At 62.7% G+C, this 24,506-nt stretch carries 16 protein-coding genes; 10 read left to right on the plus strand and 6 right to left on the minus strand.

Annotated features, from left to right (window positions below):
* Positions 1-2 precede the first annotated feature (2 nt).
* Together VLU25_08045 and VLU25_08050 are read right to left on the minus strand one after the other, a co-directional pair.
* Complete coding sequence (locus VLU25_08045; GenBank protein HSR67879.1) at positions 3-3,128, minus strand: efflux RND transporter permease subunit; 3,126 nt, start codon at positions 3,126-3,128, stop codon at positions 3-5.
* Positions 3,129-3,130: 2 nt separating this feature from the next.
* Positions 3,131-4,276 carry an efflux RND transporter periplasmic adaptor subunit gene (locus VLU25_08050; protein HSR67880.1) on the minus strand — a complete coding sequence of 382 codons (1,146 nt, stop codon included), beginning with the start codon at positions 4,274-4,276 and terminating at the stop codon, positions 3,131-3,133.
* A gap of 187 nt (positions 4,277-4,463) precedes the next feature.
* Here VLU25_08050 and VLU25_08055 point away from each other — a divergent pair, with 187 nt between their 5' ends.
* Positions 4,464-5,525 (plus strand): NAD-binding protein, encoded by a 1,062-nt coding sequence (locus tag VLU25_08055; GenBank protein ID HSR67881.1) that lies wholly within the window; start codon positions 4,464-4,466, stop codon positions 5,523-5,525.
* On the opposite strand, the gene VLU25_08060 is transcribed toward VLU25_08055, so the two are convergent.
* Both VLU25_08060 and VLU25_08065 read right to left on the minus strand, forming a co-directional pair.
* The gene (locus tag VLU25_08060) at positions 5,515-6,948 is read right to left on the minus strand and encodes a NapC/NirT family cytochrome c (protein HSR67882.1); all 1,434 of its coding nucleotides are present in this window, start codon (positions 6,946-6,948) and stop codon (positions 5,515-5,517) included. The genes VLU25_08055 and VLU25_08060 overlap by 11 nt on opposite strands.
* Before the next feature lie 134 nt (positions 6,949-7,082).
* The gene (locus VLU25_08065) at positions 7,083-7,451 is read right to left on the minus strand and encodes a cytochrome c (protein ID HSR67883.1); all 369 of its coding nucleotides are present in this window, start codon (positions 7,449-7,451) and stop codon (positions 7,083-7,085) included.
* A gap of 537 nt (positions 7,452-7,988) precedes the next feature.
* Here VLU25_08065 and VLU25_08070 point away from each other — a divergent pair.
* The 9 genes from VLU25_08070 (at position 7,989) to rnr (ending at position 22,764) form a co-directional block, all read left to right on the plus strand.
* Positions 7,989-10,019 carry an OmcA/MtrC family decaheme c-type cytochrome gene (locus VLU25_08070; GenBank protein ID HSR67884.1) on the plus strand — a complete coding sequence of 677 codons (2,031 nt, stop codon included), beginning with the start codon at positions 7,989-7,991 and terminating at the stop codon, positions 10,017-10,019.
* A gap of 153 nt (positions 10,020-10,172) precedes the next feature.
* A complete protein-coding gene (locus tag VLU25_08075) occupies positions 10,173-11,108 on the plus strand; it encodes a DmsE family decaheme c-type cytochrome (GenBank protein ID HSR67885.1) in 936 nt (311 codons plus the stop codon).
* Positions 11,109-11,114: 6 nt separating this feature from the next.
* Positions 11,115-13,052 carry a hypothetical protein gene (locus VLU25_08080; protein ID HSR67886.1) on the plus strand — a complete coding sequence of 646 codons (1,938 nt, stop codon included), beginning with the start codon at positions 11,115-11,117 and terminating at the stop codon, positions 13,050-13,052.
* Between the two features lie 55 nt (positions 13,053-13,107).
* Positions 13,108-14,229 carry an XdhC family protein gene (locus VLU25_08085; protein ID HSR67887.1) on the plus strand — a complete coding sequence of 374 codons (1,122 nt, stop codon included), beginning with the start codon at positions 13,108-13,110 and terminating at the stop codon, positions 14,227-14,229.
* A 61-nt stretch (positions 14,230-14,290) separates the two neighbouring features.
* On the plus strand, positions 14,291-15,637 hold the full coding sequence (locus VLU25_08090) for a sigma-54 dependent transcriptional regulator (protein ID HSR67888.1): 1,347 nt from the start codon (positions 14,291-14,293) through the stop codon (positions 15,635-15,637).
* A 26-nt stretch (positions 15,638-15,663) separates the two neighbouring features.
* On the plus strand, positions 15,664-17,295 hold the full coding sequence (locus tag VLU25_08095; protein HSR67889.1) for an ATP-binding protein: 1,632 nt from the start codon (positions 15,664-15,666) through the stop codon (positions 17,293-17,295).
* 309 nt (positions 17,296-17,604) lie between these two features.
* Positions 17,605-18,189: a hypothetical protein gene (locus tag VLU25_08100; protein ID HSR67890.1), complete on the plus strand. Its 585-nt coding sequence runs from the start codon at positions 17,605-17,607 to the stop codon at positions 18,187-18,189.
* Between the two features lie 1,116 nt (positions 18,190-19,305).
* Entirely contained in the window at positions 19,306-20,664 is a 1,359-nt protein-coding gene (locus tag VLU25_08105; protein ID HSR67891.1) for an FAD-dependent oxidoreductase, read from the plus strand.
* A gap of 114 nt (positions 20,665-20,778) precedes the next feature.
* On the plus strand, positions 20,779-22,764 hold the full coding sequence (gene rnr, locus VLU25_08110) for a ribonuclease R (protein HSR67892.1): 1,986 nt from the start codon (positions 20,779-20,781) through the stop codon (positions 22,762-22,764).
* On the opposite strand, the gene VLU25_08115 is transcribed toward rnr, so the two are convergent.
* Together VLU25_08115 and VLU25_08120 are read right to left on the minus strand one after the other, a co-directional pair.
* Positions 22,753-23,982 carry a hypothetical protein gene (locus tag VLU25_08115; GenBank protein ID HSR67893.1) on the minus strand — a complete coding sequence of 410 codons (1,230 nt, stop codon included), beginning with the start codon at positions 23,980-23,982 and terminating at the stop codon, positions 22,753-22,755. The genes rnr and VLU25_08115 overlap by 12 nt on opposite strands.
* A 74-nt stretch (positions 23,983-24,056) precedes the next feature.
* Positions 24,057-24,506: hypothetical protein (locus VLU25_08120; GenBank protein HSR67894.1), on the minus strand; the 450-nt coding region annotated here is incomplete at its 5' end.

Consider the following 24,506-nt stretch of genomic DNA (forward strand, 5'->3'; position numbering starts at 1 on the left):
GCCTATCCAGCCACCGCTTCACCGGCGCCGGCGCCCACGGCCTCGGGCTGGCGGGCGCGCAGGGAGAAGCGCTCCATGGTCATGAAGAGGGTGGGGATGAGGAACAGGGTGATGAAGGTCGAGGAGAGCATGCCGCCGATCATGACCCGGGCCATGGGAGCCTGCAGTTCGGCACCTTCGCCCACGCCCAGGGCCATGGGCGTCAGCCCCAGAACGGTGGTCAGGGTGGTCATCAGAATGGGACGAAGGCGGCGGCGCCCGCCGGTGATGAGCGAGTCCACCAGGTCGCGTCCGTGGTCGCGGCGCAGTTGCAGGATGTAGTCGACCAGCACGATGGCGTTGTTGACCACGATTCCCACCAGCATGATGGTTCCGATAAAGGCCTGCATGGTGAAGGTCGTGTCGGTCAGGAACATCATCAGGATCACCCCGATGGAGGCCAGCGGCAGCGAGAACATGATGAGGAAGGGATATTTGAAAGACTCGAACTGGGCCGCCATCACCAGGTAGACCAGGATGACCGCCAGAATCAGGCTCAACTGCAAGACCACGAAGGCTTCCTGCTGCTCTTCCCACTCCCCGGAAAAGACCACTACCGTGTCGGCAGGCAGCGCGAAGTCGTTCAGCTCGGCGCGCAGGTCGGAGACGATGGAGCCCATGTCGCGGGTGCCGTCGAGGTTGGCCGAGACATTGACGATGCGCTGCTGATCGCGCCTCTCGATGGCGATGGGTCCTTCACTGCGCTCGAAGCGCACCAGCGATTCCAGGGGAACCACCAGGCCCGAGGGCGTCTGGATGGGGATGGAAGCCACGTCGGCGCTGGTGATGCGGTCCTCTTCCTGGTAGCGAACCAGGATGTCGTACTCCTCTCCGCCCACCCGGAAGTATCCGGCCGTGCTGCCGCCGATGCTGGTGCGCACGGTGGCGGCGATTTCAGAAACCGACAGGCCCATCGAGGAAGCCTTGTCGCGGTCGACCCTGATTTGGCTCTCAGGCCGTCCCGTGTTTTGGCCGATGCGCGCGTCGGAGACGCCCTCGAGGGCCTCCAGCAGGCGCCGCAGCCGCACCGCCGTGTCATAGGACTCCTGCAGCTCGTATCCCCTCACGTCCAGCGAGAGGCGGTCGCCGTCGCCCTGGGCGATGCGCAGGATGAAGTTGCCGCCGCTGGCGCGGATGCGGGGAATGACGCCGGGAAACTTGGCGAAGAACGGACGCAGATCGTCGGCGATCTGCTGGCTGCTGCGGGTGCGCTGGCTCTGGGGAACCAGGGAGAGCCGCAACTGGGCCGTGTTGGTGTTGGCCACCCTCCATCCGCCCTGGTTGCCGACCTGGGTGAGGATGTTCTCGACCTCGGGCACCTCGCGGTCGATGATGGCCTCGGCCTGGCGGGCCATCTCGTCGGTGATGTCCAGCCGGGTGCCCTCGGGCAGGTCCAAAGAAACCCGCACTTCGCCCTCGTCCGCCTCGGGCTGCAGTTCGAAGCCCAGGTAAGGCAGCAGCAACAGGGTGGCGCCCGTCACCACCAGCGTGGCCACGACGATGAATCCGCGATGGCGCAGCGACCAGCGCAGCGAATCGGCGTACTGGTGGTCCAGCGAGTCGAGCAGCTTGGCCGTGCCGTGGATGATGCGGTAGTTCCAGGAGTCTGGACGGGGCTCGCGAACCCTGATCATGCGGCTGGACATGAGCGGAACCAGCGTCAGGGCTACCAACAAGGAACTGAACAGGGCCAGCGACACCACCCAGGCGAGCTGTTGAAACATGACCCCGGTGATGCCTTCCATGAAGACCACCGGTATGAAGACAACTATGGTCGTCAGGGTGGAGGCGGTAATGGCCAAAGCCACCTCGGACGTCCCTTTGCGTGCCGCGTCCTGCTTGCGGGCGCCCGCCTGGCGATGGCGGAAGATGTTTTCCAACACCACGATGGCGTTGTCGACCAATATGCCCACCCCCAGGGCCAGTCCTCCAAAGGTGACGGTGTTGAGGGTGAAGCCGTAAAAGTGCATCAGCGCGAAGGTGGCCAGCACCGAGATGGGGATGGAGACCGCCACCACCAAAGTGCTGCGCACATTGCGCAAGAAGAGCAGCAGCACCACCACCGCCAGAATGGAACCGTAAAGGGCCGCGTCGCGCACGTTCTCGATAGAGCGGACGATGAACTTGGTGGTGTCGTAGGTAATGGCTACGTCGACGTTGGGAAAGTCGCGGCGGATGGACTCGATCTCGCGGGTGACCTGCTGGGAGACCTCCACCGAGTTGGCTCCCGACTGCTTGCGGATGGCCATGCGCAGGCCGGGGATGCCGTTGACCCGCACCAGAGCCCTCACTTCCTGGTGGCTGTCGTAGACTTCGGCGATGTCCTGCACGTAGATGGGACGCCCTTCGCGGCGGGCCACCATGGTGCGCCGGATCTCGTCCAGCGAGGCGAACTCGCCCTCGGTGCGCATCAGCACCTCGAAGCCGCCTTCCCACACGTGTCCGGCGGGCTCGTTGAGGTTCTCGCTGCGCAGTCCGGCGATCACCTGGGCCGGCGAAATGCGCAGGGCGTGGGTCTTCTTGCGGTCGAGGCGGACGTGGATCTGGCGCTCCAGCCCTCCCCAGATGTCGGCTTGAGCCACGCCGGGAATGCGTTCAAAGCGGTATTGAAGCTGCTTCTCGGCGAACTCCCGGAGGTCGCGGGGAGAGAGGTCGGCTGAGACGCCCAGAAAGATGATGGGAAAAGAGCTGACGTCGAACTTGAAGATGCGGGGCGAATCGGCGTCGTCGGGCAATTGGTTGCGCACCCGGTCGATGCGCGTGCGCACGTCGTCGGCCGCCGCGTCGAGGTCGGTGCCCCACTCGAAAGAGACCCGCAGACGCGAGCTGCCTTCCGACGAGGTGGAGGTGATCTCGCGCACCCCGGGCACGGAGCTCAGGGTGCGTTCCAGCGGAATGCTCACCAACTCCTCCATCTCCTGCGGCCCCACGCCCTCGTAGGTGGTGGTGACGGTGATGGTGGGCAGCGAGATGTCGGGCATCAAATCGATGGGCAGGCGGGCGAACGAAATGGCTCCCAGCAGGCTGAGGATGAGAAAGCAGACGATGATGAAGACGGGTCGCCGGATGGCTAGCTCGGGAAGCTTCATGTCTATTGGGTCCTTACGATGTCGCCTTCGTTAAGGCTCTGGGCTCCGGTGGTGACGATCTCGGCCCCTTCCTCCAGTCCGTTGGTGATCTCCACAACGTCGCCTTCGATCACGCCGATGCGCACGGGGCGGAAAAGAACCCGCCGTTCGCTGTTGAGGACGTAGACTCCCTGCTGGTCGCCGCGGATCAGCAGTCCCGAGCGGGGAATGCTGTTGACGGTCCTCTCCACGCTGACGTCGATGGTGACGCGGGCGAACATGCCGGGCTTGAGCAGGCGGTTGGGATTCTCGGTCTCGATTTCGATTTCGGCGCTGCGGGTTTCGGGATCGAGGTAGGGACTGATGCGGGTGACGCGGGCTTCGTAAACACGGTCGGGATAGGCGTCCACCACGATGGAGGCCTCCAGCCCGATGCGCACCTGCTGGAGGACGTTTTCGGTGACGGGGACAACCGTCTTGACCTGATCGACATCGAGGATGGAAACGATGGGGAGTCCGGCATTGACCAGCGCTCCGGGATCGAGGTGCCGCTGGCCCACCACGCCGTCCAGAGGCGAGTGGATGTAGGTGTCGCGCTGCTGCACCCTCAGTTCCGAGAGGGAGGCTTCGGCCTGCTCCACCTGGGCTTTGGCCAATTCAAGATCGGCCCCGGCAACCCTCAGGCGGCTTTCCAGATCTTCCAGGTCCTGAGAGGAAACCAATCCGGCCTCGTGCAGCTCGGCATAACGGCGCACCTGTATCCGCAGGTTGGCCTGGGTGGCTTCTTCGCGCTTGACCCTGGCCCGGCTGACGGCCATTGTGGCCTCGGCCCGCTGCAACTGCTTCTGGATTTCTTCGTCTTCCACACGGGCCAGCAACTGTCCCTGGCTGACGGCTTGGCCGCGGTCGACCAGGACTTCGCGGAGGCGTCCGCTGACCCGCGACATGACCGCCACCTCGGCCTTGGGCTTGAGTTCCCCCAATACCTGCAGGTCGGAAGCGAAGACGGATGGACGCGCGAAAGCCGTCTCCACGAGCATGGCGGCCGATTGCCGGCTGGGCCCGCCCATTCCCGCGTCCGCAGAGCCTTGTGCCGTCTCCTGATAGAGACGCCACCCAACCAGAGCCGCCAGCACGGCGACTACCGCGATGACCAGTAGCTTTTTCAAACGCCCTCCCCAGTCCGACGATACCAGTCCCGATACGAGTGCGCCCGACCAACAAGGCGAATCGGACACTCTAGCTACTGTTAAGACGAATTTTTCTCTGCCAAGTTTCGTTACATGGCACGCGCCGCTGCCTGGCCGCTTGACTTGCGAGCTTGGGCCTCAGTACGCTCAGGGAGGAAAGACACCAATGTCCGACAAACTGACCGATTCCCTCTGGGAAGAGCCTGAATCGCTCAAAAAGTTCAAAGAGAGCCTGATGCTGGTGGGAATCGTGCTTTTTGCCGGCACCGTCGGGTTTTGGGTAGTGGGCGAGGGCCGCTCGCTCTTCGAAAGTCTGTATCTGACGGTCATGATCGTCACCACGGTGGGACTCAAGGAACAGTATTCGGAGTTCAACCAGGCTGAGACCACCTGGTCGCTTTTCGTCATGCTGGTGGGCATCATCACGGCCCTCTATGCCACCGGTAATCTGGTGGCCTTTCTTATCGACGGTGAACTCAAACGGGTGCTGGGGAGGCGTCAATTGGAAAACAAAGTGGCCAAGCTCGAGAACCATTTCGTAGTTTGCGGCTTCGGACGCATGGGCCGGGCCTTGTGCCAGGCTCTGGACGAAAAGGGCATTCCCTTCGTCGTCATCGACATCGATCCCGAGCGTACGGCCATGGCCGAGGCCCGCCATTATCTCTATTTGCTGGGCGACGCCACACTGGAGAAGCTCCTGGAGCAGGCCCGAATCGGAGTCGCGCGCGGATTGGCCAGTTGCCTGAAAGGCGATCCCGACAACGTGCTGGTCACTCTCTCGGCCCGCGGCCTCAATCCCGAGCTGCTCATCACCGCCCGCGCCGAGAAAGAGGAGACCCGTCCCAAGCTGGCCCGCGCCGGGGCCAACCGAGTCATCTGTCCTCCCGTGCTGGGAGCCAAGCGCATCCTGCAGATGATGCTTCACCCGGCGGTGGAAGAACTGGTCGACGTGGCCGTCTCGGGAGCCGAGCTGGAGATCTCCAAGATCGCCGCCTCGGAATTGCCCCAGGCGGTCGGCAAGACGCTGACCGACCTCCAGCTCCCGGCCAAGACCGGACTGATGGTGATCATGGTGGTGCATCCCGGGGGAGAGCGGAAATTCAATCCTTCGCCCCAGTTCAAGATCAGGGAAGGCGACGAATTGATCGTAGTGGGGCCGCCCTCGGGCCTGGACATCCTGATGCGCGAGTTCGGCCCCGAGTCCGACCGCCAGCCGGCTAACGCGTGATGCCCAGGTCTTTGACGATCTGAGGATCTTCCTCTTCCCAGGCCAGCACTTCGTGACAGGTGCTGCAATCGGCCCCGATCGACTTCTCGCCGTCGCGCGTGCTGTGAGAGCCGTCATGGCAGCGGAAACAGCCGTCGTAATCGGTGTGCCCGATGAAGTTGGGATAGGTTCCCCAGGTAACCCTCATGGCTGGAAAGACGTTGCGGTTGTAGAGGTTGATCAGTTCCTCGCCGGCGGCCTGCACCGAACGCTGGTTGGAGGCGTAGTAGTCGGGGTGGTTCTCTTTGTAGTAGGCGGCCAGGAGCTTGGGCAACTGAGAAGCATCTCCGAACTGGTCGCCCACCTCCTTGAGAATCTGGGTGCCCATCTTCTTGACAAATGGGATGGAGCGGTCAATGCGCCCCTCGGCCAGGGCTTGGTCCATGGCGCGGTGGGGCAGGTAATGGCGGTGGGTAGGACGGTTGTGGCAGTCAATGCAGTCCATGGTGCGCTTTTCCGCCGTTTCCAAGTCATCGGGCGTCAGGTCGGTGTCCTCGGCGAAGTACTCGACGATCTGACCGTCAGGATCCCTGACCTGTACGTAGGGGATGGTTTCGCGCCGCTGGTCAAGGCTGATGTAGGTGGTCTGGCGGGCCGGGTCGATGTGCCAGCTATGAATGCCGCCCTGGGAACGGTTGCCCCCCCCGATATGAAGCAGCAAGGCCGTGGTCAGCGGGGTGTTGGCCTCGTCTTCGGCAAAGGTCTCGATCACCTTCATGCGGTCGCCCGTGAACTTGCTGGGCCAGTGGCACTGCATGCAGGTGTCCTGGGCCGGGCGGAGGTTGTGTACGGGAGTGGGGACGGGACGCTCGTAGGTCCCCAAAGTGACGGCCACCACCTGCCCCAGTCCCGACAGCTTGGAGCGCACGAACCAGGGCGCGCCCGGTCCGATGTGGCATTCCACGCACTCCACCTGGGCGTGAGGCGAATCAAGGTAGGCGGTGTGTTCCGGCGCCATCACGGTGTGGCACACGGTTCCGCAGAACTCGGTGCTTTCGGTGTAGTGGACGCCCTCGTAGCTGACCACGGCGATCAGCACCACGTTGACAAAGGTGAGAGCCGCAACCACCGCGGCCGAGCGGCGCACGGCGGACTTGTTGAAGTCGATGCGCGGGTAGCGGCCGCGCTGATCGGCGCCTTCGGCCAGCCTCTTGCGTTCCCAATAGGCGCCGGCCGGAATCAGCAGCAGTCCTGCCATGAAGACCATGGGCAAGACCATCAGGGCCAGCACCGCGATGTAGGGGGAATCGGCCAGTCCCAAGGCACCCAATGTGAAAAAGGTGAGGATGGCCAAGGCGCTGACGGTGGTCAGCGAAGCCCCGAAGAGTGTGATCCAGTTGCGTCCCACCAGACGCATCAAGGTAATGACCCAGCGCTTTGCCATGTTGTCTTTCCTCACCCAGCTTGCTGTTTACGCGAACCCTGAAATCCCACGAAACGCAAAAGCGGCGGAGCGCTGACGTCAGCGCGCCGCCGCAACTTTATCATCAGATCTTGAATCGGCTCCAGCCGAGCGGACTATTCCTCGATGACTCCGCACATCTTGCGCGTGTAGTAGGCGACCGCGGCGATTTCCTCATCGCTCAGCTTGCCTTCGAAGCCTTTCATTTTGCCTGCGCCTTCGCGGGTGACCTTCTCCACCTCTTCCTGGGAAGTGCCGTGTTTCCACTCGCCGGCGGTCAGATCGGGCGTCTTGGTCATCTTGCCGGCCTTGGTGTCGCCTTTGCCGTCGGGTCCGTGGCACAGTCCGCAGCGTTTCTCGTAGACTTCCTTGCCCAGCGCTTCGTCCTGCGCCGTCCACATCAGCATGGCCGAGAGGGGCATGATCAACAGCATCGTTACAGCAGCGCCGGCAGTCAGCAGGCGGATGGCTTTCAAGTTCTTCATCAGAGGATCCTCCTTCTAAAACGCCGCTCGTTGAGGGCCGCGGCGCAGCAGCCACCAAATCGTACTCGTTATACCACCCTAGATGATGCGAGTCGAGTCAGGTTGCAAATTTTTATTGATCCACATCTTATGGGTTAAGCGACCCATACGGCGCGGGTGAAATGCCCCAATCCGTGCCGTCTCGATCTTTCTAAGTAGCTGACTCCACGGGCTTTCCGGCCAGTGTGCCAGAAATGGCGGTAAAAACTGCCGGCACCTCCCCGTTGTTTCGTCAGGGGGAAATCGCCCACAAAGAGGACCGGTGCAGTTCCATTTAGATGATTGTGGCGGCAAAACGGCGTTAATTTGCACTTTTTTCGCTCTAATTGCCTTGCGGCGTCAGGGGGGGCGGTGTAGTATTGCCTGTGTGAGCCGGTCTTGTGAGGACCGGCCCGGTACATTGAAAATTCCGAGCGAAAACGTTCGGGACAAGAGCCAATATCACGTGTCGGACTTTCCGTCCTTGGCCGGCCCGGCCGGGGAGGGAGGGAGTTGAAAATGAAAAGGAACCGAATTGCGACGATGTTGCTTTTTACGGCGGTTGCAGCTACGCTGCTTTCGGCCGCAACACTCGATCGCCTCCAATACTCCAAGTTCGACTTGCGCCACTACCTGACTTCCGAACAAGTGGCGTTCGTGCGCCCCGGACTCGATTTCGAGGTGCAGGACGTCATTCTGGGCGAGAACGGCATTGTTCAAGTCGAATTCACCGTAGCCGATGACCGGGGATTGCCCCTGGATCTGAATGGAGTCTTCACGCCGGGCGAGATCTCGGCCAGCTTCATTCTGGCCCGCATTCCCCAGGGCATGGATACCTACGTGGCTTACACCACCCGAGTCCAGAACAGCCCCATTACCGGAGATTCCGCGGTTCAGCCCTCGGCTGACAGGGGCGGATCCTTCGAGCGGCTGGACGACGGTCGTTACCTTTACACCTTCGGCACCACCTTGCCGGCCGACTTCGATCCCAACGCCACTCATACGGTGGCCATCTATTCCGAGCGCGACCTGTCGGAGTTCGAATTGGGAGAATTCGTCGACAACGACGTGGTCCACTTCGTGCCTGGCGGAGGAGAACCGCAGATCCGCGACGTGGCCCGCACCACAAGTTGCAACCAGTGTCATGATCCCCTGGCCCTTCACGGCGGCGTGCGCCGCGACGTCGACCTCTGCATCACCTGCCACTATCCCGGGGTGATCGACCCCGACACCGGCAACACGGTCGACATGCGGGTCATGATCCACAAGATCCACCTGGGCGAAGACCTGCCCAGCGTGCAGGCCGGCGAACCCTACCAGATCATCGGATTCCGCCAAAGCGTCCACGACTATTCCGAAGTGGTGTTTCCGCAAGACATCCGCAACTGCACCTCGTGTCACACGCCCGAAGCCATGCAGGCCCAGGCCCACGTGCTGCGCCCCACCCGCGACTCCTGCGGTTCCTGCCACGACGACGTCAACTTCATGACGGGCGAGAACCACGCTGGCGGTCCGGTCATGACGGACAACTTCTGCGCCAACTGCCACTTTCCGCAGGGCGAGTTCGAATTCGACGCCTCCATCCTGGGAGCCCACACCATTCCGGCCCAAAGCCAACAACTGGCCGGCATCAACATCACCATCGACGAGGTGATGGCAACCGGTCCCGGCGAGAACCCGACGGTGGTTTTCAGGGTCACCGACAATGAGGGGAATACCCAAGCGCCGTCTGAATTCCCCTTCTTCAATTTGGTCCTGACCGGGCCAACCGACGACTACAGCTTCTTGGTCAGCGAACGGGTTGTTGAAGCCGCCGCACCTTTCGGCGACGGATTCACTTACACCTTCAACGCCGCCATTCCGGACGACGCCGAAGGCACCTTTGCTGTGGGCGCTGAAGCTTTCCGCAATGTGCTGCTCAACGAAGGTCTGACCACCCAGATGAGCCACCGCGAGACCGCCGAAAACCCGGTCACATTCTTCGCCGTCACCGATCCCGAACCGGTGATGCGGCGCATGGTGGTCGACGACGCCAAGTGCGAAAGCTGCCATGAAAACCTGGCCTTGCACGGCACCATCCGCCACAACGCCACCGACTATTGCCAGATGTGCCACAATCCCCTGGCCGACGACTCGCCCTTCCGGGCGGCAGAGGATTTTCCGCCCCGAAGCATCGACTTCAAGTTCATGATCCACCGCATCCACATGGGTGAAGAACTCAGCCGCGATTTCACGGTAATCGGGTTTCAGGGGTCGGTGCACAACTACAACAGCGTCCTCTATCCCGGCGACCTCAGGAATTGTATGTCCTGTCACGTCGACGAGAGCTTTACGGTTCCTGCCGGGGGCGTCTTGTCCACGGTGGCGCCGCGCGAATTCTTCAGCCCCATGCCGCCCAACACGACGGCATGCGTAGGCTGTCACGATTCCGAGGCCACCGCGGCTCACGCCTTCGTCAACATCGCTCCCTTCGCTGAGGCCTGCGCCTCATGCCACCGCGAGGGCGCCGCTTTCGCCGTCAGCCGGGTCCACGCCCGGTTGGGCAACTGAGGATGGTTCCTAAGCAACATTAGGAGCATTCGGTCCCAACAAGCCGGCTCGGCGCTTCGGCGCCGGGCCGGTCGCTGGCAGGGCGACAACAAGCAACGAGATTGAACGGCCCGTCATGCCGCTCGAAGGCAGTGGGCCGTTTGCGGAGGCGGGATGAAACCGGCTACCCACTCGCGAAGACGCACCATCGCACTCCTCATCCTAACGGCCGTGATCTGGCTTCCCCTGGCGGCCTCTCAGGCCAGTTCGCCCAAGCCGGGGGGATCGCCCCCGACAGCAGCGGCTTCGGCCCCCGCTCCGCAGCAGGAAATGGCGGAACGGGTCGAAAGCGACACCTGCCTGATCTGCCACGACACGTTCACCGTCTTCCAAAGGACTCCCCACGCGGGCCGTGAATGCGAAGACTGCCACGGACCCGGCAGCCTTCATGTGGAATCGGGAGGCGACCGGCTGGAGACGGTCAGCTTCAACTACCGCACGCCTCGCTGGGGAGTGATGCAGTGCCAGACCTGCCACCGCCAGGACCCTCACCTGTCGGCTTTCCTTCAGTCCTCTCACGGACGCAACAACCTGGCCTGCGTCGATTGCCACCAGATGCATCCCGAAGAGGCCCGCCGGGGACTGCTGGCCGACGCCTCCAATGATCTCTGCGCCACCTGCCACCGCGCCGCTCAAGCCCAGTTCCGCAAGCCTTACAGCCATCCCGTGCTGGAAGGCGCCATGCAGTGCGCCGACTGCCACACGCCCCACGGCTCCGACCTGCGGGCCCAGCGTGGGCTGGCCCAGGGCACTGAAGAGGGATGCGTAAGCTGCCATTCCGACAAGAGCGGACCCTTCGTTTTCGAGCACCCTCCCGGCAAGTCGAGCGGTTGCGTCAGTTGCCACCAGGCCCACGGGTCGGTCAACCCCAAGATGCTCAACCGCAGCCAGATTCATCAGACTTGTCTGGAATGCCACAGCATGACGGCGGGCGCGGCCGCCAGCCAGCCCTTTTCCTTTCACGACATCCAGAGCCCTCGCTTCCGCAATTGCACCACGTGCCACCGCGAGATTCACGGGTCCAACGCCGATCCCAACTTCCTGAGGTAAAGCGCCATGAAGAGGTTCCTGACCCCCTTGCTTCCGCTGCTGTTGCTGGCCGCCGCCATGCCGCTCACGGCGCAGGACGACGTGCGCTACCGCTTCAAGCTCGATTTCGGCGGACGGGTGCTGTTTAACGAGTCCGGAAACGAAGACCTCTATCGCAGCCAGGTCAATCTGGGCGAAGGAGTGAAGCTTTTCGGGGCTGACTTCCTTCTCAGTTCTCCTCACGACGCCGGACGCTTCTTCGATCACATCGAGTTGCGGGCCGACAGTTGGGGCGGCGAGCCCTACAACACCATCCGCGCCTCGATTGCCAAGAGCGAGGTCTACCAGGTCGATTTCGACTACTTCAACTATCAGTATTTCAACGCCGTCCCCAACTTCGCCAATCCCTTCCTGGAGCAGGGCGATCTGCGTTCCCAGCATCGCTCCGATTTCTCCCACCGCATCTTCAACGCCCGTGTGACGCTGCTTCCAGGGACCCGCTTCTCGCCTTTCTTCGCCTTTGGCCGCAACACCCGGCAAGGACCCGTGCAGACGACGCTGAGGTTGGGCAACGACGAATTCACCGTCCGTCAGGACCTGGAAACTCAGAACACCGACATCAGGGGGGGATTCAACCTGCGCCTCGACCGCTTCTCGCTCTACCTCGAACAAGGCTTGCGCCTTTACGACGACGAATCGAGGATCCAGGCCAGCGGATTTCAGGACGGCAACAGCACCCGCCAGATTTTCGGGCAAGACCTCTTCCTGGAAAACTACCAGGCCGCCAATGACTACAGCGTCAACAGCCCCTTCACCAACGCCGTGGCCACCTTCAGGCCCTGGGACCAGTTGACGCTTCGCGCCAAGGTGGCCTACAGCCTGGCCGAACTGGACGGCGAATTCTTCGACCGGGCCATGGGCAACTTTCTCGACTTTCCCGGACTGGCCATCTTCTACGAGCAGGGCGGACGCCAGGTCGTGGCCGACGCCAAGAAGCCGAGCTGGTACGGGGACTTCAGCGCCGACTGGCAGCCCGTCCACTGGCTGCTGGTGCAACAACGCTTCAACACCCGCCGCTTTCACGTGGCGGGAGGGGCCCTGACCCAGTTCCTCTTCCAGGACATCACTCCCTTGCTGCGGCAGACCGACGATCCCCTTCTGGAAACCGAGAACCTCAGCACCTTCCTGGCCACCAATTACGACACCGAAGAGATCGTGGCCCACTTCTACATCGACCCGCGCTTCTCGGTGCGCGGCGGCTATCGCTATCAGAAGAAGGAATACGAGCAGGGCAGCGACGCCTTCGAGTGGGACCGCAACGTGCTGCTGCTGGGCGCCTCTTACCGTTTCTCCAGCCGCAACCGCATCGGCGTCGACTACGAACTGGGACGCACCGACAGTCCGGCCATCTTCCGCAACGAAACCCACGACTTCGAGCGGCTGCGCGTCAACGGCCAGGTGTCTCCGGTCGAGCAGCTCTCCATCGCCGGTTCGGTGTCGCTCTTCGACAATGAGAACGAGCAGGCCGACATCGATTTGCTCTCCGAGCATCGCGACTTCAGCATTTCGGTCATTTACACTCCCACCCGCCGTTTTTCCCTCAATGCCGATTATCAGCGCAGCGAGATCGACAGCGACCTTTTCTTCGTCCTCCCCCAGATCTTGCAGCGTGACCGCTCCCTCTATCTGGAAAAGGGCGACTACGGAAACGTCTACCTTTCTGTGCTGCTGCCACGCGATTCCGAGCTCAGCCTGGGCTATTCGTTCTGGGACGTGACGGGGACCTTCCCCCAGTCCTACCATCGGCCCATGGCCCGCCTGGAGTTTCCTCTCCACAAACAGGTCAGCGTCTACGGCCAGTGGAACAGCTACGACTACAAGGAACGGACCCTTCTCTTTCCCCAGCAGTATCAGACCCAGTCGATCACCATGGGAGTCAAGCTGACTTTCGGCAACGAAATGTGAGGACTGCCGGGACCTTACCTGCACCTGATATACTGCCTTCTCCGAAGTTGAAGGCATGAAAGAACTGATCGAAATCTTAGGCAGGTACCGCGACATACGGCGCCAGGGAGAAGCGGCCGTTTTGGCCACGGTCGTACGGGTGGAAGGCTCGGCCTACCGGGGACCGGGAGCGCGCATGTTGTGGACGCCGCAAGGCGGAGCCACCGGATTTCTCAGCGGCGGATGCCTGGAGGGCGACGTCGCCGAACACGCGGTGGAAGTCGCGCAAAGCGGCGAGCCCCGCCTGGTGCGCTATGACATGACCTCGCCCGACGACATCCTGTGGGGACTGGGAATGGGCTGTGACGGAATCGTCGACGTGCTCATCGAGTCGGTTCCTCCGGCCCGTGGACCCGACGCCCTCGACTTCATTGACCGCAGCATTGCCGGCCGGCACCATGCGGTGGCGGCCCTGACCTGCCAGCAGCAGGGACAGATCGCCCTGGGTTGCAAGCTGCTGCTGCGCCAGGACGGAACGCTGCAAAGCGACTTGCCCCAAGGCCCCCATCGCCAACGCATCGAAGCGGAGGCCCGGCAAGCGTTGCAAAGCCGCAAGAGCCGCCAGGTCGAGATCGAAGAGGAGGGAACAGACCTGCCGGTTTTCATCGAGCACATCGCACCGCCCCTTCACCTCATGATCTTCGGCGCCGGACATGACGCCGTGCCTCTGGCGGACGCGGCTTCACGCTTGGGCTGGAGCGTCAGCGTCATCGACCATCGTCCGGCTTTCGCCAAGGCCGAGCGCTTTCCTTCAGCCGACCGGGTGGAATGCCTGCATCCTCAGGAGGCTGACGACCAGATCAGGCCGGGCCCGGACTGCGCTGCCGTCGTCATGACCCACAACTTCCCCAAGGACGTGGAATGGATGGCCTGGCTGTTGCCGTCCGAGGTGCCCTACATCGGGCTGCTGGGCCCCAGGGCCCGTACCGACAACCTGCTGGACGACCTGGAGAAGCAGGGCCAGCAGCCCAGCCAGCAACAACTTGCCCGCCTCTACGGTCCCGTGGGACTCGACATCGGTGCCGACTCGCCCCAGGAGATCGCACTTTCCATCCTGGCTGAAATACGCACCGTCCTCAGCGGACGCGGAGCCGGCTTTCTGCGTGAACGCCCCGGCCCCATCAACGACCGGCCCTGACGGGCAAAGTGGGCGCCGGAGAGAGCGTTGGCGCACCGCCAGTACGCTACAATACGCAGCTATGGGAGACGAAACCCGAGTATTGGTTGTGGACGACGAGGCCCTCTGGCGCAACAACCTCGAGATGCTGCTGGAGGACTGGGGCTGTGAAGTCACTTTGGCCTCCAGCGGAGCCGAAGCGGTCAAAAAGCTGGATGAGGCCCCTCAGGACCTTGTGCTGACCGACGTGCGCATGCCTGGAATGGACGGCCTGGAGGTCTTGGCTGAGCTGCGCAAGCGCCATCCCCACCTGCCCGTCGTTCTGGTGACGGCCGAAGACGACATACGCAAGGCCGTCAAGGCCATGCAGGGAGGCGCCGCCGATTACGTCAGCAAGGACGACCGGCTGGAGTCGCTCCTCAAAGAGGTGCTGGACAAGATCGAAACCCGCCGCCGGGCCGCCTCCAAAGCCGCCGCCCAGCGCGAGTCCGGATTCGGAGACTTCATCGGCACCAGCGAGGTGATGAAGGAGGTCTACCAGCAGATCGAATCGGTGGCTCCCAGCGCCGTCCCGGTGTTGGTGACCGGCGAGAGCGGAACGGGAAAGGAACTCGTGGCGCGCACCCTGCACAGCCTCAGCCCCCGCGCGGCCGAGTCGTTCATCGCCGTCAACTCGGCGGCCATTCCTCACGAACTCCTGGAAAGCGAGGTCTTCGGCCACGAGAAAGGCGCCTTCACGGGCGCCGTGTCGGCTCGCGCGGGATGTTTCGAATTGGCTCATCAGGGCACGCTCTTTCTGGACGAGATCGGCGAGATGCCCATGGCTTTGCAGCCCAAATTGCTGCGCGTGCTGGAAGACGGACGCGTCCGCCGGCTGGGAGGCAGCCGCGAGTTCGGGGTGGACGTGCGGGTCGTTGCGGCTACCAACCGCGATCCCAAGAGCGCCATCGAGGACGGCAACTTGCGCGAAGATCTCTTCTTCCGCCTCAACGTCTTCCAGGTCGAATTGCCTCCCCTGAGGGAAAGAGGCAACGACCTCAAGCTCCTGGCCGAGTACTTCGCCGAACGTTTCGGACAGCGCTACAAGGTGCCGAAATCGCGATTGTCGTCACAAGCTTTGGACCATATGCGCCGCTATACTTGGCCCGGCAACGTGCGCGAGTTGCGCAACGCCATGGAGCGAGCCGTGGTGCTGGCCAAAGGGGAAGACATACAGGTCGAGAACCTGCCCCCCTCGGTCCGCAACCTGGACGAACCCGTTTCCGTGGACGTCGGCTTTCCCGTGGGCACCACCATCGCCGACGCTGAGAAGGCACTCATTCTCAAGACATTGGAGAGCACCGGCAACAACAAGCAGCGGGCTTCCGAACTGCTTGGCGTCGATGTGAAGACGGTGCGCAACAAGCTGCACAAGTACGGAATGGCTTAATCCTCCCCGCATCGCCGGCGGGGCCCATGAAAACCTGGCGCCACATGACGATCCGTCTCAGAATTTGGTTCGGCTATCTCATCGTGATCTCTGCCCTGGGACTGGCCATGCTGGTCCAGAGAAGTGCGCTGGGCGAGTTTTCAGACGTCATCGACGGCCTGCAAAGAGGCGTACTCCTGCCTATTTCCGGCATCAGCGAAGTGCAGGATCGGCTCGACCGCCTGGATGCGCAGATGAATTTCTATCTGCAGCGCGCGGACTACCAGTTGTCGGACGAACTGAGAAAGCTGGTCAGAGAGTCCGAAAACGAGTTCTGGGCTGCCAGCTTGAGAGAGCAAGAGCAGAGGATCGAGGAGGTGGGGCGGGAGATTCGCGGACTGGTGGCCGCCATTGATCAGTGGTTTGGCGACTTCAAAGAGGACGGGCTGGAGAGGGTCCCGGAACCCCAACGCGATTCCTTTCCAGCCATTGAACGCATGTGGAGGCAGCACCAGAAGGACACGCTGATCACGGTGGACGAAGTTGGAAGCCGGAACCTTCAGGGCGCCAAGGTGCGCTTCCAGGTCTGGGAGTCGGAACAGGAGATCTTGGAGGGAGCTCTAGACCGTTTTAAAGAGGCGCTTCGTCAGTATGCCCTCACCGAAGTAGCCACCACGGAAGAGAAGTCGCAGCTTCTGAACTGGCTGGTGCCCCTGTTGACTTTGCTGGCCATGGCTGTCAGTCTTTCGGTCCCCTTTTGGCTGGGGCAAAGCATCTCGAAACGATTGAATCAGCTCAACGCGGCCCACAAGCGCTGGATGCAGGAGGATTTTGATTACCGGGTGGAGGACAGGGCCAACGACGAGCTGCGCGACCTGGCCGTGTCGGCCAATCAAATGGCAGAGCGGCTCAGCGAACTCGACGACCTGAAGCGAGATTTCATCTCCCACGTCTCCCACGAGCTGAAGTCGCCCCTCAACTCCATGCTCAGCGCCATCCGCATGATGCAGTTGGAACGCGCCGGAGAAGTCAGCGAAAGGCAGCAGAAACTTCTGCGCGGCATGCAGGAAACGGGAGACCGCCTCTCCCGCAGCATCGTCAACCTGCTCGATTTTTCCCGCATCGAGGCCGGAATCTTTGCCGTCCGCCCGGCTGCCGAAGATCTGGTTGCCGTGCTCGAGTCCTATCTGGACGAGGTGGAGCCTCGGGTCCAGGAATCGGGTCTTGGACTGCAGCGGGACGTTTGCCGGCGACCTGCACCTGTGCTCTGCGACCGCAGCCGCATCCAGCAGGTGCTGGCCAACTTCCTCGACAACGCCATCAAGTTCTCACCCCCTGAAGCCGTCATCGAGGTCAGCCTGCAGTGCCACAAGCGACGGCCGAAACTGCCTGAGATGACCTTCGGACATCGACCAGGCCGCCGCCAGCCCGTGGTCGTGGTCAGCGTTTCCGATGCCGGGCCCGGAATTCCCAGCGAAAAGCGAGGAGAGATCTTCTCCAAGTTCCAGCAACTGGAATCGGAACATTCTCGAACGGGAGTGGGTTTGGGACTGGCCATCTGCCGCAGCATCATCGAGGCTCATCAAGGCTTGATCTGGGCGGAGGAGAGCGAACTGGGCGGAAGCCGCTTCTCCTTTCTGTTGCCCCTGATCCCCGACGAAGAGCAGAGACAGTCTTGAGACTTCTTGACCCCTCGGCCTTTTTGCTACACTAGTGCAGTGCGTCAGAAGTTTTGAGCCACCCTGTTGCGTTATTCCACGCCTTCAGCGTTCAGACCTTTGCCGTCTGAAACCCAGGGTGGCGCCGCCGTCTCGCTAGCGCTCGCCGCGGCTGACCCTGGGCTGGCGAATCTGTCCCTTGCAGGGACAAGAAACGGAGGGCCCTGGCTCAGAATCTTTGACCGTCAGCACTGGATTGCGGCGTTCCTTTCGAAGACGAATCCTCTGGCCGGCAAGGGCGGAGCCCTCATCAACGCCCCGGATTCGGACATGAAGCAAAAAACTCTGATCTTGCTCGTTTCGGGATTCCTGCTTTGGGCGGGATGTCTGCCCAAGCGTCCCCAGGTATCGCTTCCGCCATCGCTTCCCGAAGCTCCCGAGGAGGTCGACGGAGGAATCGATGTGCCCCAGGAAGTGACCCCTCCTCCGCCTGACTCGAGTTCCGCTTTGCCACCTTTGCAGATCGACCCTCAAGTCGACGGGCAGCCGCCGCGTCCCTGGGAGTGCGAGTCGAACCTGGGAGAGACCCTCGTCACGGCCGCTGACCGCCTCCTCCAAGAGCGCAGGTACGGATCAGCCATCACCTGCTTCGAAGAGGCCTTGGCCGGCGGTCATGCCCAGAATCCTCAGGAAGTCCGCCTCAACCTGGCCTACAGTTACGCTCTGGCGGGATTGCCGGTCAACGCCGAAAGAGAACTGCGCCGCGTAGCCGCCGGCAATGATGACTTCGCCCTCCAGGCCGAGGTGGTGCTGGCCATGTACGAGCGACTCACCCAACGCAGCCAGCAAGAAATCCAGCGCCTGGAAAACGCTCTCAAGAAACTCATCGACGCCACCGGACGGCCTCCTCGCTGAACGCTCCCACCCCCATCTCTTGTCGGTCGACCCAGGGCTGATTTCCGCCGTGGAAGATCTTCCGGCAAGGCGGGAAATTTTCCCGCTTTTCTTTGCCAATCCAATGGATGTGCGCCAGGATGTCGAGCCTAAACTACTGCTGTCATGAGGCTTAGGGTTTCTGCGAAGTTTTTGGCATACAAGGTGCTACCAGGACAGGCGTAACTCATTCAGTGCTTCCCCAATGAGTGCCACCCGGACGGTCTCCCCGGCCGTCCGGGTCCTTCCTTACTTCGTCTCCATGCCCTTTGGAGATTCGGCGATTCGCGCCGTGCGGACGCTCCCCGCGCCTCGCACGGCGCACTGCGACCTGCGGTCGAACCTCCGATTCACAATTTTCCAACTCACAAAACGGTGGCAACCGAGGGGGGACGGTTGGGCGAAAAGAACGGGCCTAAAATGCAAAACCCCCAGCGAGAACGCCTCGCTGGGGGTTGCTGGTGCGAGCCAGGGTATCTGTATTTTGCCGAACGATCCGTGAGGACCGTTCAGGCTACTCATCGGGGAAGCGCTTGATGAGTAACGCTAGACTACTAAGCATCCAGCGTGCCAAAAGCTGAGAAATCTGCTCAAACCGGCTGATGGCGGGGCTTTGCAGGAATCGGGCGGGGAAGAAGGCATTGTTCAGCCACCTCCACGGGCGGAAAATTTTTCCCGCAGCCGGGAAGAACACCCCCCCGGGAGGCGGTCTGGAGTTTTGTTGGGGTGATTGGAGTGACTGAAAGGGAAGGTGGGTGGAGTTGGGGGGCGACCCTCCTTCGCCAAGACTATGGAGGGTAAAAAAACGGCATCCCGGGAGGGGCCCGAATTCCACTCGGGATGCCGATAGTGAGGACCGAAGTCCTCGCCATCGTGATAGAAGCAAAGGGCGTGCCAATCGGCTCCTTGGGCCTGTGAGCCAGGTTTTCCGTCTCCTGGCCGCAGACCTCCAAAGGGTTGTTGCAAAAGACAGGCCCCGGACGGGAAGAATCTCCTGGCTGGGGGGCGATTTTTCCGGGTTGGCCCCATCTCAGATCTTCCCGCCCGCCGCAAAGAGGCTCTCGCTGCCTTGCTCACCCTTTGCTAACATCTCTGAGGATGGGCGAGAAGATCGTAGTCATCGGGGGAAACGCTGCCGGAATGACGGCTGCCAGCCGGGCCAAGCGGCTCGATCCCGACTTGCGGATCCTCATTCTGGAAGCCGGACACTATATTTCCTATTCCATCTGCGGGGTTCCTTTCTACGTGGCGGGAGGCCTCGGGCAGCCCTCCGACTTGACGGCCTTCGATCCGGATTCCCTCAAGGCCGAACGCGACATTGAGGCTCGCACGCGAGTGCGGGTGGAGGAGATCTGGAATGGGCGCCGGATGCTGCTGGCTCGCCGCCTCGATTCGGGGGAGACTTTCCAGCAACCCTACGACCGCCTGGTGTTGGCGACCGGATACACCCCCCGCCGTCCCGACGTCGAGGGATGCCGCCTGGAGAACGTTTTCACGGTCAGCCGCCTGGAACACGGCCAGCGGATCCGGGCTGCCGTCGAGGCCGGACGGCTGCGCCGGGCCGCCGTCATCGGCGGCGGCTACATCGGACTCATGATGGCCGAGGCCCTCGTCCAAAGCGGACTCGAAGTGCTGCTCTTCGAGCGCCAATCCCACATCCAGCCCCAGCTCGACGACGACCTCTGCCAGGTCATCGAGGAGGAGTTGGGACGCAACAACGTACAGCTCCACTTGAGTGCTCCCGTCGGCCGCCTTTGCGGAGAGAGGCGGGTGGAAGCCGTGGAAGCCGGCGGCAAGAGGTGGCCGGTGGACCTGGCTCTGATCGACGTGGGCGTAGAGCCCAACACCGAATTGGCCCACCGCGCCGGCATTGCACTGGGAGTCAGCGGCGGTATTCAGGTGGACGCTCGCGGATGCACCGATTTCAACGCCGTTTATGCGGCCGGCAACTGCGCCGAGACCATCCACCTGGTGTCTCGCCGTCCCATCTGTTCCACGTTGGGAACCACGGCCGCCAAGCAAGGGCGCGTGGTGGGTGAGAATCTGGCTGGAATGCGCTCCACCTTCAAGGGAAGCCTGGAGACGTCGCTGGAACGCGTCTTCGGCCTTTCGGTCGCCCGCACCGGACTCACCCTGCGCCAAGCTCTGCAGACCGGTTTCGAGGCCGATGCTTTGACCGTCAAGGCCCCTGACCGGGCCGCTTACTTCCAGGGCAGTTCTCCCCTCCACCTGCGGCTGGTGTGGGAGAAGCGTTCGGGACGGCTGCTGGGAGGCCAGATGGTGGGCGGACATTCCGTGGCCAAGCGCGTCGATACCCTTGCGACGGCTCTCAGCGCCCGCATGAAGGTCGACGACCTGAGCCAGCTCGACCTGGCTTACGCTCCCCCCTACGCCACCCTCTGGGACCCTGTCCAAATCGCCGCCAACCAGGCTCTGAAGCGCCTGCGCCGGAGGTAGCGAGCGCCCTCATACCGCCGAGAGCATTGGGCTTTCACCGCGGTCACTGAAACTTGACGCGTGTGTGAACTTGCTGGCCACCCAGTGGCCTTGGCAGGCTGTAGAATGCAACCCATGCCTAAGGACAAGCAAGCTACCGGACGGCTGACCCGCCATCCCGACGGATACGGATTTGTGGCCGTCGATGATGGAGAGGGAGAAGACATCTTCATACCTCCCAAACACTTCGCGGGCGCCATCCACGGCGACCGGGTGCGGGTGCACCTCTACCAGAGCCGCCGTCGAGGCCGGGGACGCGGCCGGGAAAAGAAGCAACAGAGCGTTGAAGGGCGGGTCGTGGAGGTGTTGGAGCGTCCCCGGCGCCCGCTGGTGGGCGTCTTGGAGCGCTACCGCGGGCGCCCCTTCGCTCTGCCCCTCGACGACCGCTATCAGCAGGAAGTGCTGCTGCGCGACGTCCCCGAGGACGTGGCCGAGGGAGTGGTGGTGGCCGTTTCGCTGATGTCCGATCCGCAGCGCCGCGACCGGCCCATGGGCGAACTGATCGAGGTGCTGGGAGACCGCGACGACCCCGAGATCGAATACCGCATCGTCTGTTTCAGCAACGAAATCCCCATGTCCTTCCCCCAAGCCGTGCTCGATGAGGCTGGGCAGGACCTGCCCTCCATAGCCTCGGCCGAGGAGGGCCGCGACGACTTGCGCGAGACGGTCACCGTGACCATCGACGGCGAGGACGCCCGCGACTTCGACGACGCCGTGAGCCTCTCTTGGAGGCAGCCGGGCCAATCGCCCCAGGAAGCCCATGCCTATCGCCTGGGCGTGCATATCGCCGACGTCAGCCACTACGTGGCGCTGGACAGCCTGGTGGACCACGAAGCCCGCCGCCGCGGCACCTCGGTCTATTTCCCCGACCGCGCCTATCCCATGCTGCCCGAGAACCTTTCCAACGACCTCTGCAGCCTCAGGCCTGGTGAGGATCGTCTCACGGTCAGCGTCTTCATCGATTTCGACGAGAACGGACGCCGCCAGGGCCAGCAGGTCAGCCTCTCGGTGATCCGCTCCCAGGCCCGCCTCACCTATGTCCAGGTGCAGGAGATCCTGGATCGCCGGGAAGCAGGCCAGGCCCCCTCAGACGGCCTTGCCCAACGACTGGGCGAACTGCTCTCCAAGATGCACCGTCTCAGCCGCCTGCTGCGCCGGGCCCGGCTTCGCCAGGGCGCACTCGACCTGGAGCTGCCCGAAGCCAAGGTGGTCTTCGATGACCAGGGCGGAATCAGCGACATCGTCGAAGCCCCCCGCCACGATTCCCATCGTCTCATCGAGGAATTCATGCTGGCCGCCAACGAGGCCGTGGCCGAGTTCGTGGAGAAGCGGGAAATCGGCATGATCTACCGGGTCCATGAAGATCCCGACCCCGAGAAGGTGGAACGCTTCGCCGAATTGGCCTCCCAGTTCGGGTATAATCTTCCGGGACGCCAGGGGCATCGCGAGCCCAAGCACTTTCAGCAGGTTCTGGACAAGATGCGCGGCACTCCCGAAGGCCGCTTCCTGACCCACCAGATGCTGCGCTCCTTCCAGCAGGCCCGCTACTCCGGCGAGAACGAGGGACACTTCGGACTGGCCTCTGAGCTCTATACCCACTTCACATCGCCCATCCGGCGCTATCCCGACCTGTTGCTGCACCGCCTCATCAAGTTCATCCTGGAAAACCGTCACCGGACGGCGGCTTGCCGCCATTTCTGCAAAGGCCTTGCCGAGATGGCCGCCCACGCTTCCGACCGGGAGCGCAAAGCCGTCGACGCCGAACGCGAGATCATCGACTGGATGCAGGCCGTCTTCATGTCGTCCCACCTGGGCGACGAGTACGAGGCTGTCGTCACCGGCGTGCGCTCGCGGGGCTTTTACGTGCAATTGACCGAGCACTTCGTGGAAGGATTCGTGGCCGTGGAAGCCATGCACGACGACTTCTACCTCTTCAAGGCGAAATCGCAATCCCTGGTGGGCCGCGACCGGGGACGCAAGATCAGGGTAGGGGACCACGTTCAGGTGCGGGTCGACCGGGTGGACAAGCGCCGCCGGCTCATCGACCTGTCATTGCTCTGAGGTGTCGACCGAGTAGGCGCCGTCCTTCCATAGCAGCCGAGGGCAGCCGGGACAGGGGGTGTCGGCGAAGCGAAGTTCCCGGCCCGTCCATCCGTCCAGCGAGCGGGCCGCCAGGCGGGCCATCCAGGGATTGAGAGGGAAGTTGGGCAAGAGCACCGGCTGGGCTTCCATCTGCGTCAACACCCGCCTCAGTTCGGTGGTGGGTGCGGCTCGGGCCTGGAGCTGAGCGTCCTTGGCCAGCCACAGGTAGGCTCCGTTGCCGACCAGGAAGAGAGCCACAAATCCCCAACGCAAAAGAGGACGCGAGAAGCGGTCCAGCAAGACGCCCAGCAGCAGGCACAGCGCCACTGAGGCCAGGTAGGTATGGCGGCTGGCCACGTGTCCCTGGTAGGTGAGAAAGCAGTAGGGCAGCAGGGCCAAGGCCGCCAGGCCCAGTCCCCAGGCCATGGCTTCCCCGGGAAAACGACGGCGGTCCGCGAGGAAGGCCGACAGCGCCAGGTAGAGATAGGGAAAGGCCAGGCGATGGAGGCTCCACAGCATCACCCCCGCAGCCTGCGGTCCCAGTCGGTAGTAGCCCTGCTGCAGCATGCTGTGCTGCTCCCAGGCCGCCCAGTAAGCCAGTCCGAAGACGGCAGCCGGCAAAAGCAGAAAGCCGTAGCCCGGCAGGAGTGCCCGGCGAGTTTTTTGAGCGCCGCAGCGGATCGCCACCCAATCCAGCAGCGGCAGGAGGGCCAGCAGCACCACAGCCGACTCCTTGGAGAAGAGCGCCGCCAAAAAAGCCAACGCCGCCCAGGCCCGTCGCCCTTTCATCCAGGCAATGGCCGTCAGCAGGGCAAAGAGGGTCATCAGCGACTCGTTCATGGCCGAAAGCCAGGCCACGGCTTCATGAGGATTCTGCAGGACGGCCAAGCACAACGCCGCCGTCCAGGCGGCATTGCGGCTGGCGAAGAGCTGGCGTCCCAGCTTCACCGTCAGGAGTACGTTGAGCAGGTGAAGGCCCCAGGACCAGATATAGAATCCCCAGGGATGCTGGCCGAAGATGGTGTGGAGCAGCAGAAAGCTCAGGTAGCTGGTGAGGCGGAACTGGTCGGGAGGCTTGTCGAAGAGGTGAAAGGGCTGGCTGGTCAGCGCCTGCGCCCTGTCCAGAATGACCCAGTCGTCGGAGATGAATCCGTTGTCGAAGAACGGCAGATAGGCCAGCAGCGAGAAACCCGCCACAACCAAAACCCATGCCCATGGGTAGGATTTCTGGTTAAGATCGCGACTGCTGGCGCTGGATTCCGGCCTGCGGCTCATAACGAAGCCGCCAATCCCAGCACGGCTGCCAGGGCTCCCACGGCGTAGCTGACGCCGTCGCGGGCGAAGAACACCAGCGGGTCGTCGTGCAACCTGCCGCGCCTCACGAGCAGCCAGACGCGGCTGATCCAGAACATCAAAAGCAGGCACACGGGCCACAGCATCCAGGGACGGGGATAGAGCAGGGTGACGGCCTGCGAGTTGATGTACAGAGCCAGGACCAGCACGGAAACGAATCCGCTCACGGCGCCCAGATTCTCCAGAGCCGGCAGATCTGAGGCGTCGTATCCTCGGCGTATCGGCGACCGTCCGGACTGCAGGCGGATCTCGGCGCAACGCTTGGCAAAGGCCAGGGAGACGAAGAGAAAGACGGTCAGCGCCAGCAGCCAGTAGGAGACTTCGATTCCCGTGGCCTGACCGCCTGCCACCACCCGCAGGCCGTAGAG

The sequence above is a fragment of the Acidobacteriota bacterium genome (assembly GCA_035471785.1).
Taxonomy (GTDB): domain Bacteria; phylum Acidobacteriota; class UBA6911; order RPQK01; family DATIPO01; genus JANQFM01.

Coding starts and splice junctions, on each gene's coding strand:
- rnr (HSR67892.1), top strand. CDS start 20,779: ATGCCTAAGGACAAGCAAGCTACCGGACGGCTGACCCGCCATCCCGAC.
- VLU25_08085 (HSR67887.1), top strand. CDS start 13,108: ATGAAAGAACTGATCGAAATCTTAGGCAGGTACCGCGACATACGGCGC.
- VLU25_08075 (HSR67885.1), top strand. CDS start 10,173: ATGAAACCGGCTACCCACTCGCGAAGACGCACCATCGCACTCCTCATC.
- VLU25_08055 (HSR67881.1), top strand. CDS start 4,464: ATGTCCGACAAACTGACCGATTCCCTCTGGGAAGAGCCTGAATCGCTC.
- VLU25_08060 (HSR67882.1), bottom strand. CDS start 6,948: ATGGCAAAGCGCTGGGTCATTACCTTGATGCGTCTGGTGGGACGCAAC.
- VLU25_08065 (HSR67883.1), bottom strand. CDS start 7,451: ATGAAGAACTTGAAAGCCATCCGCCTGCTGACTGCCGGCGCTGCTGTA.
- VLU25_08080 (HSR67886.1), top strand. CDS start 11,115: ATGAAGAGGTTCCTGACCCCCTTGCTTCCGCTGCTGTTGCTGGCCGCC.
- VLU25_08105 (HSR67891.1), top strand. CDS start 19,306: ATGGGCGAGAAGATCGTAGTCATCGGGGGAAACGCTGCCGGAATGACG.
- VLU25_08070 (HSR67884.1), top strand. CDS start 7,989: ATGAAAAGGAACCGAATTGCGACGATGTTGCTTTTTACGGCGGTTGCA.
- VLU25_08045 (HSR67879.1), bottom strand. CDS start 3,128: ATGAAGCTTCCCGAGCTAGCCATCCGGCGACCCGTCTTCATCATCGTC.
- VLU25_08090 (HSR67888.1), top strand. CDS start 14,291: ATGGGAGACGAAACCCGAGTATTGGTTGTGGACGACGAGGCCCTCTGG.
- VLU25_08100 (HSR67890.1), top strand. CDS start 17,605: ATGAAGCAAAAAACTCTGATCTTGCTCGTTTCGGGATTCCTGCTTTGG.
- VLU25_08095 (HSR67889.1), top strand. CDS start 15,664: ATGAAAACCTGGCGCCACATGACGATCCGTCTCAGAATTTGGTTCGGC.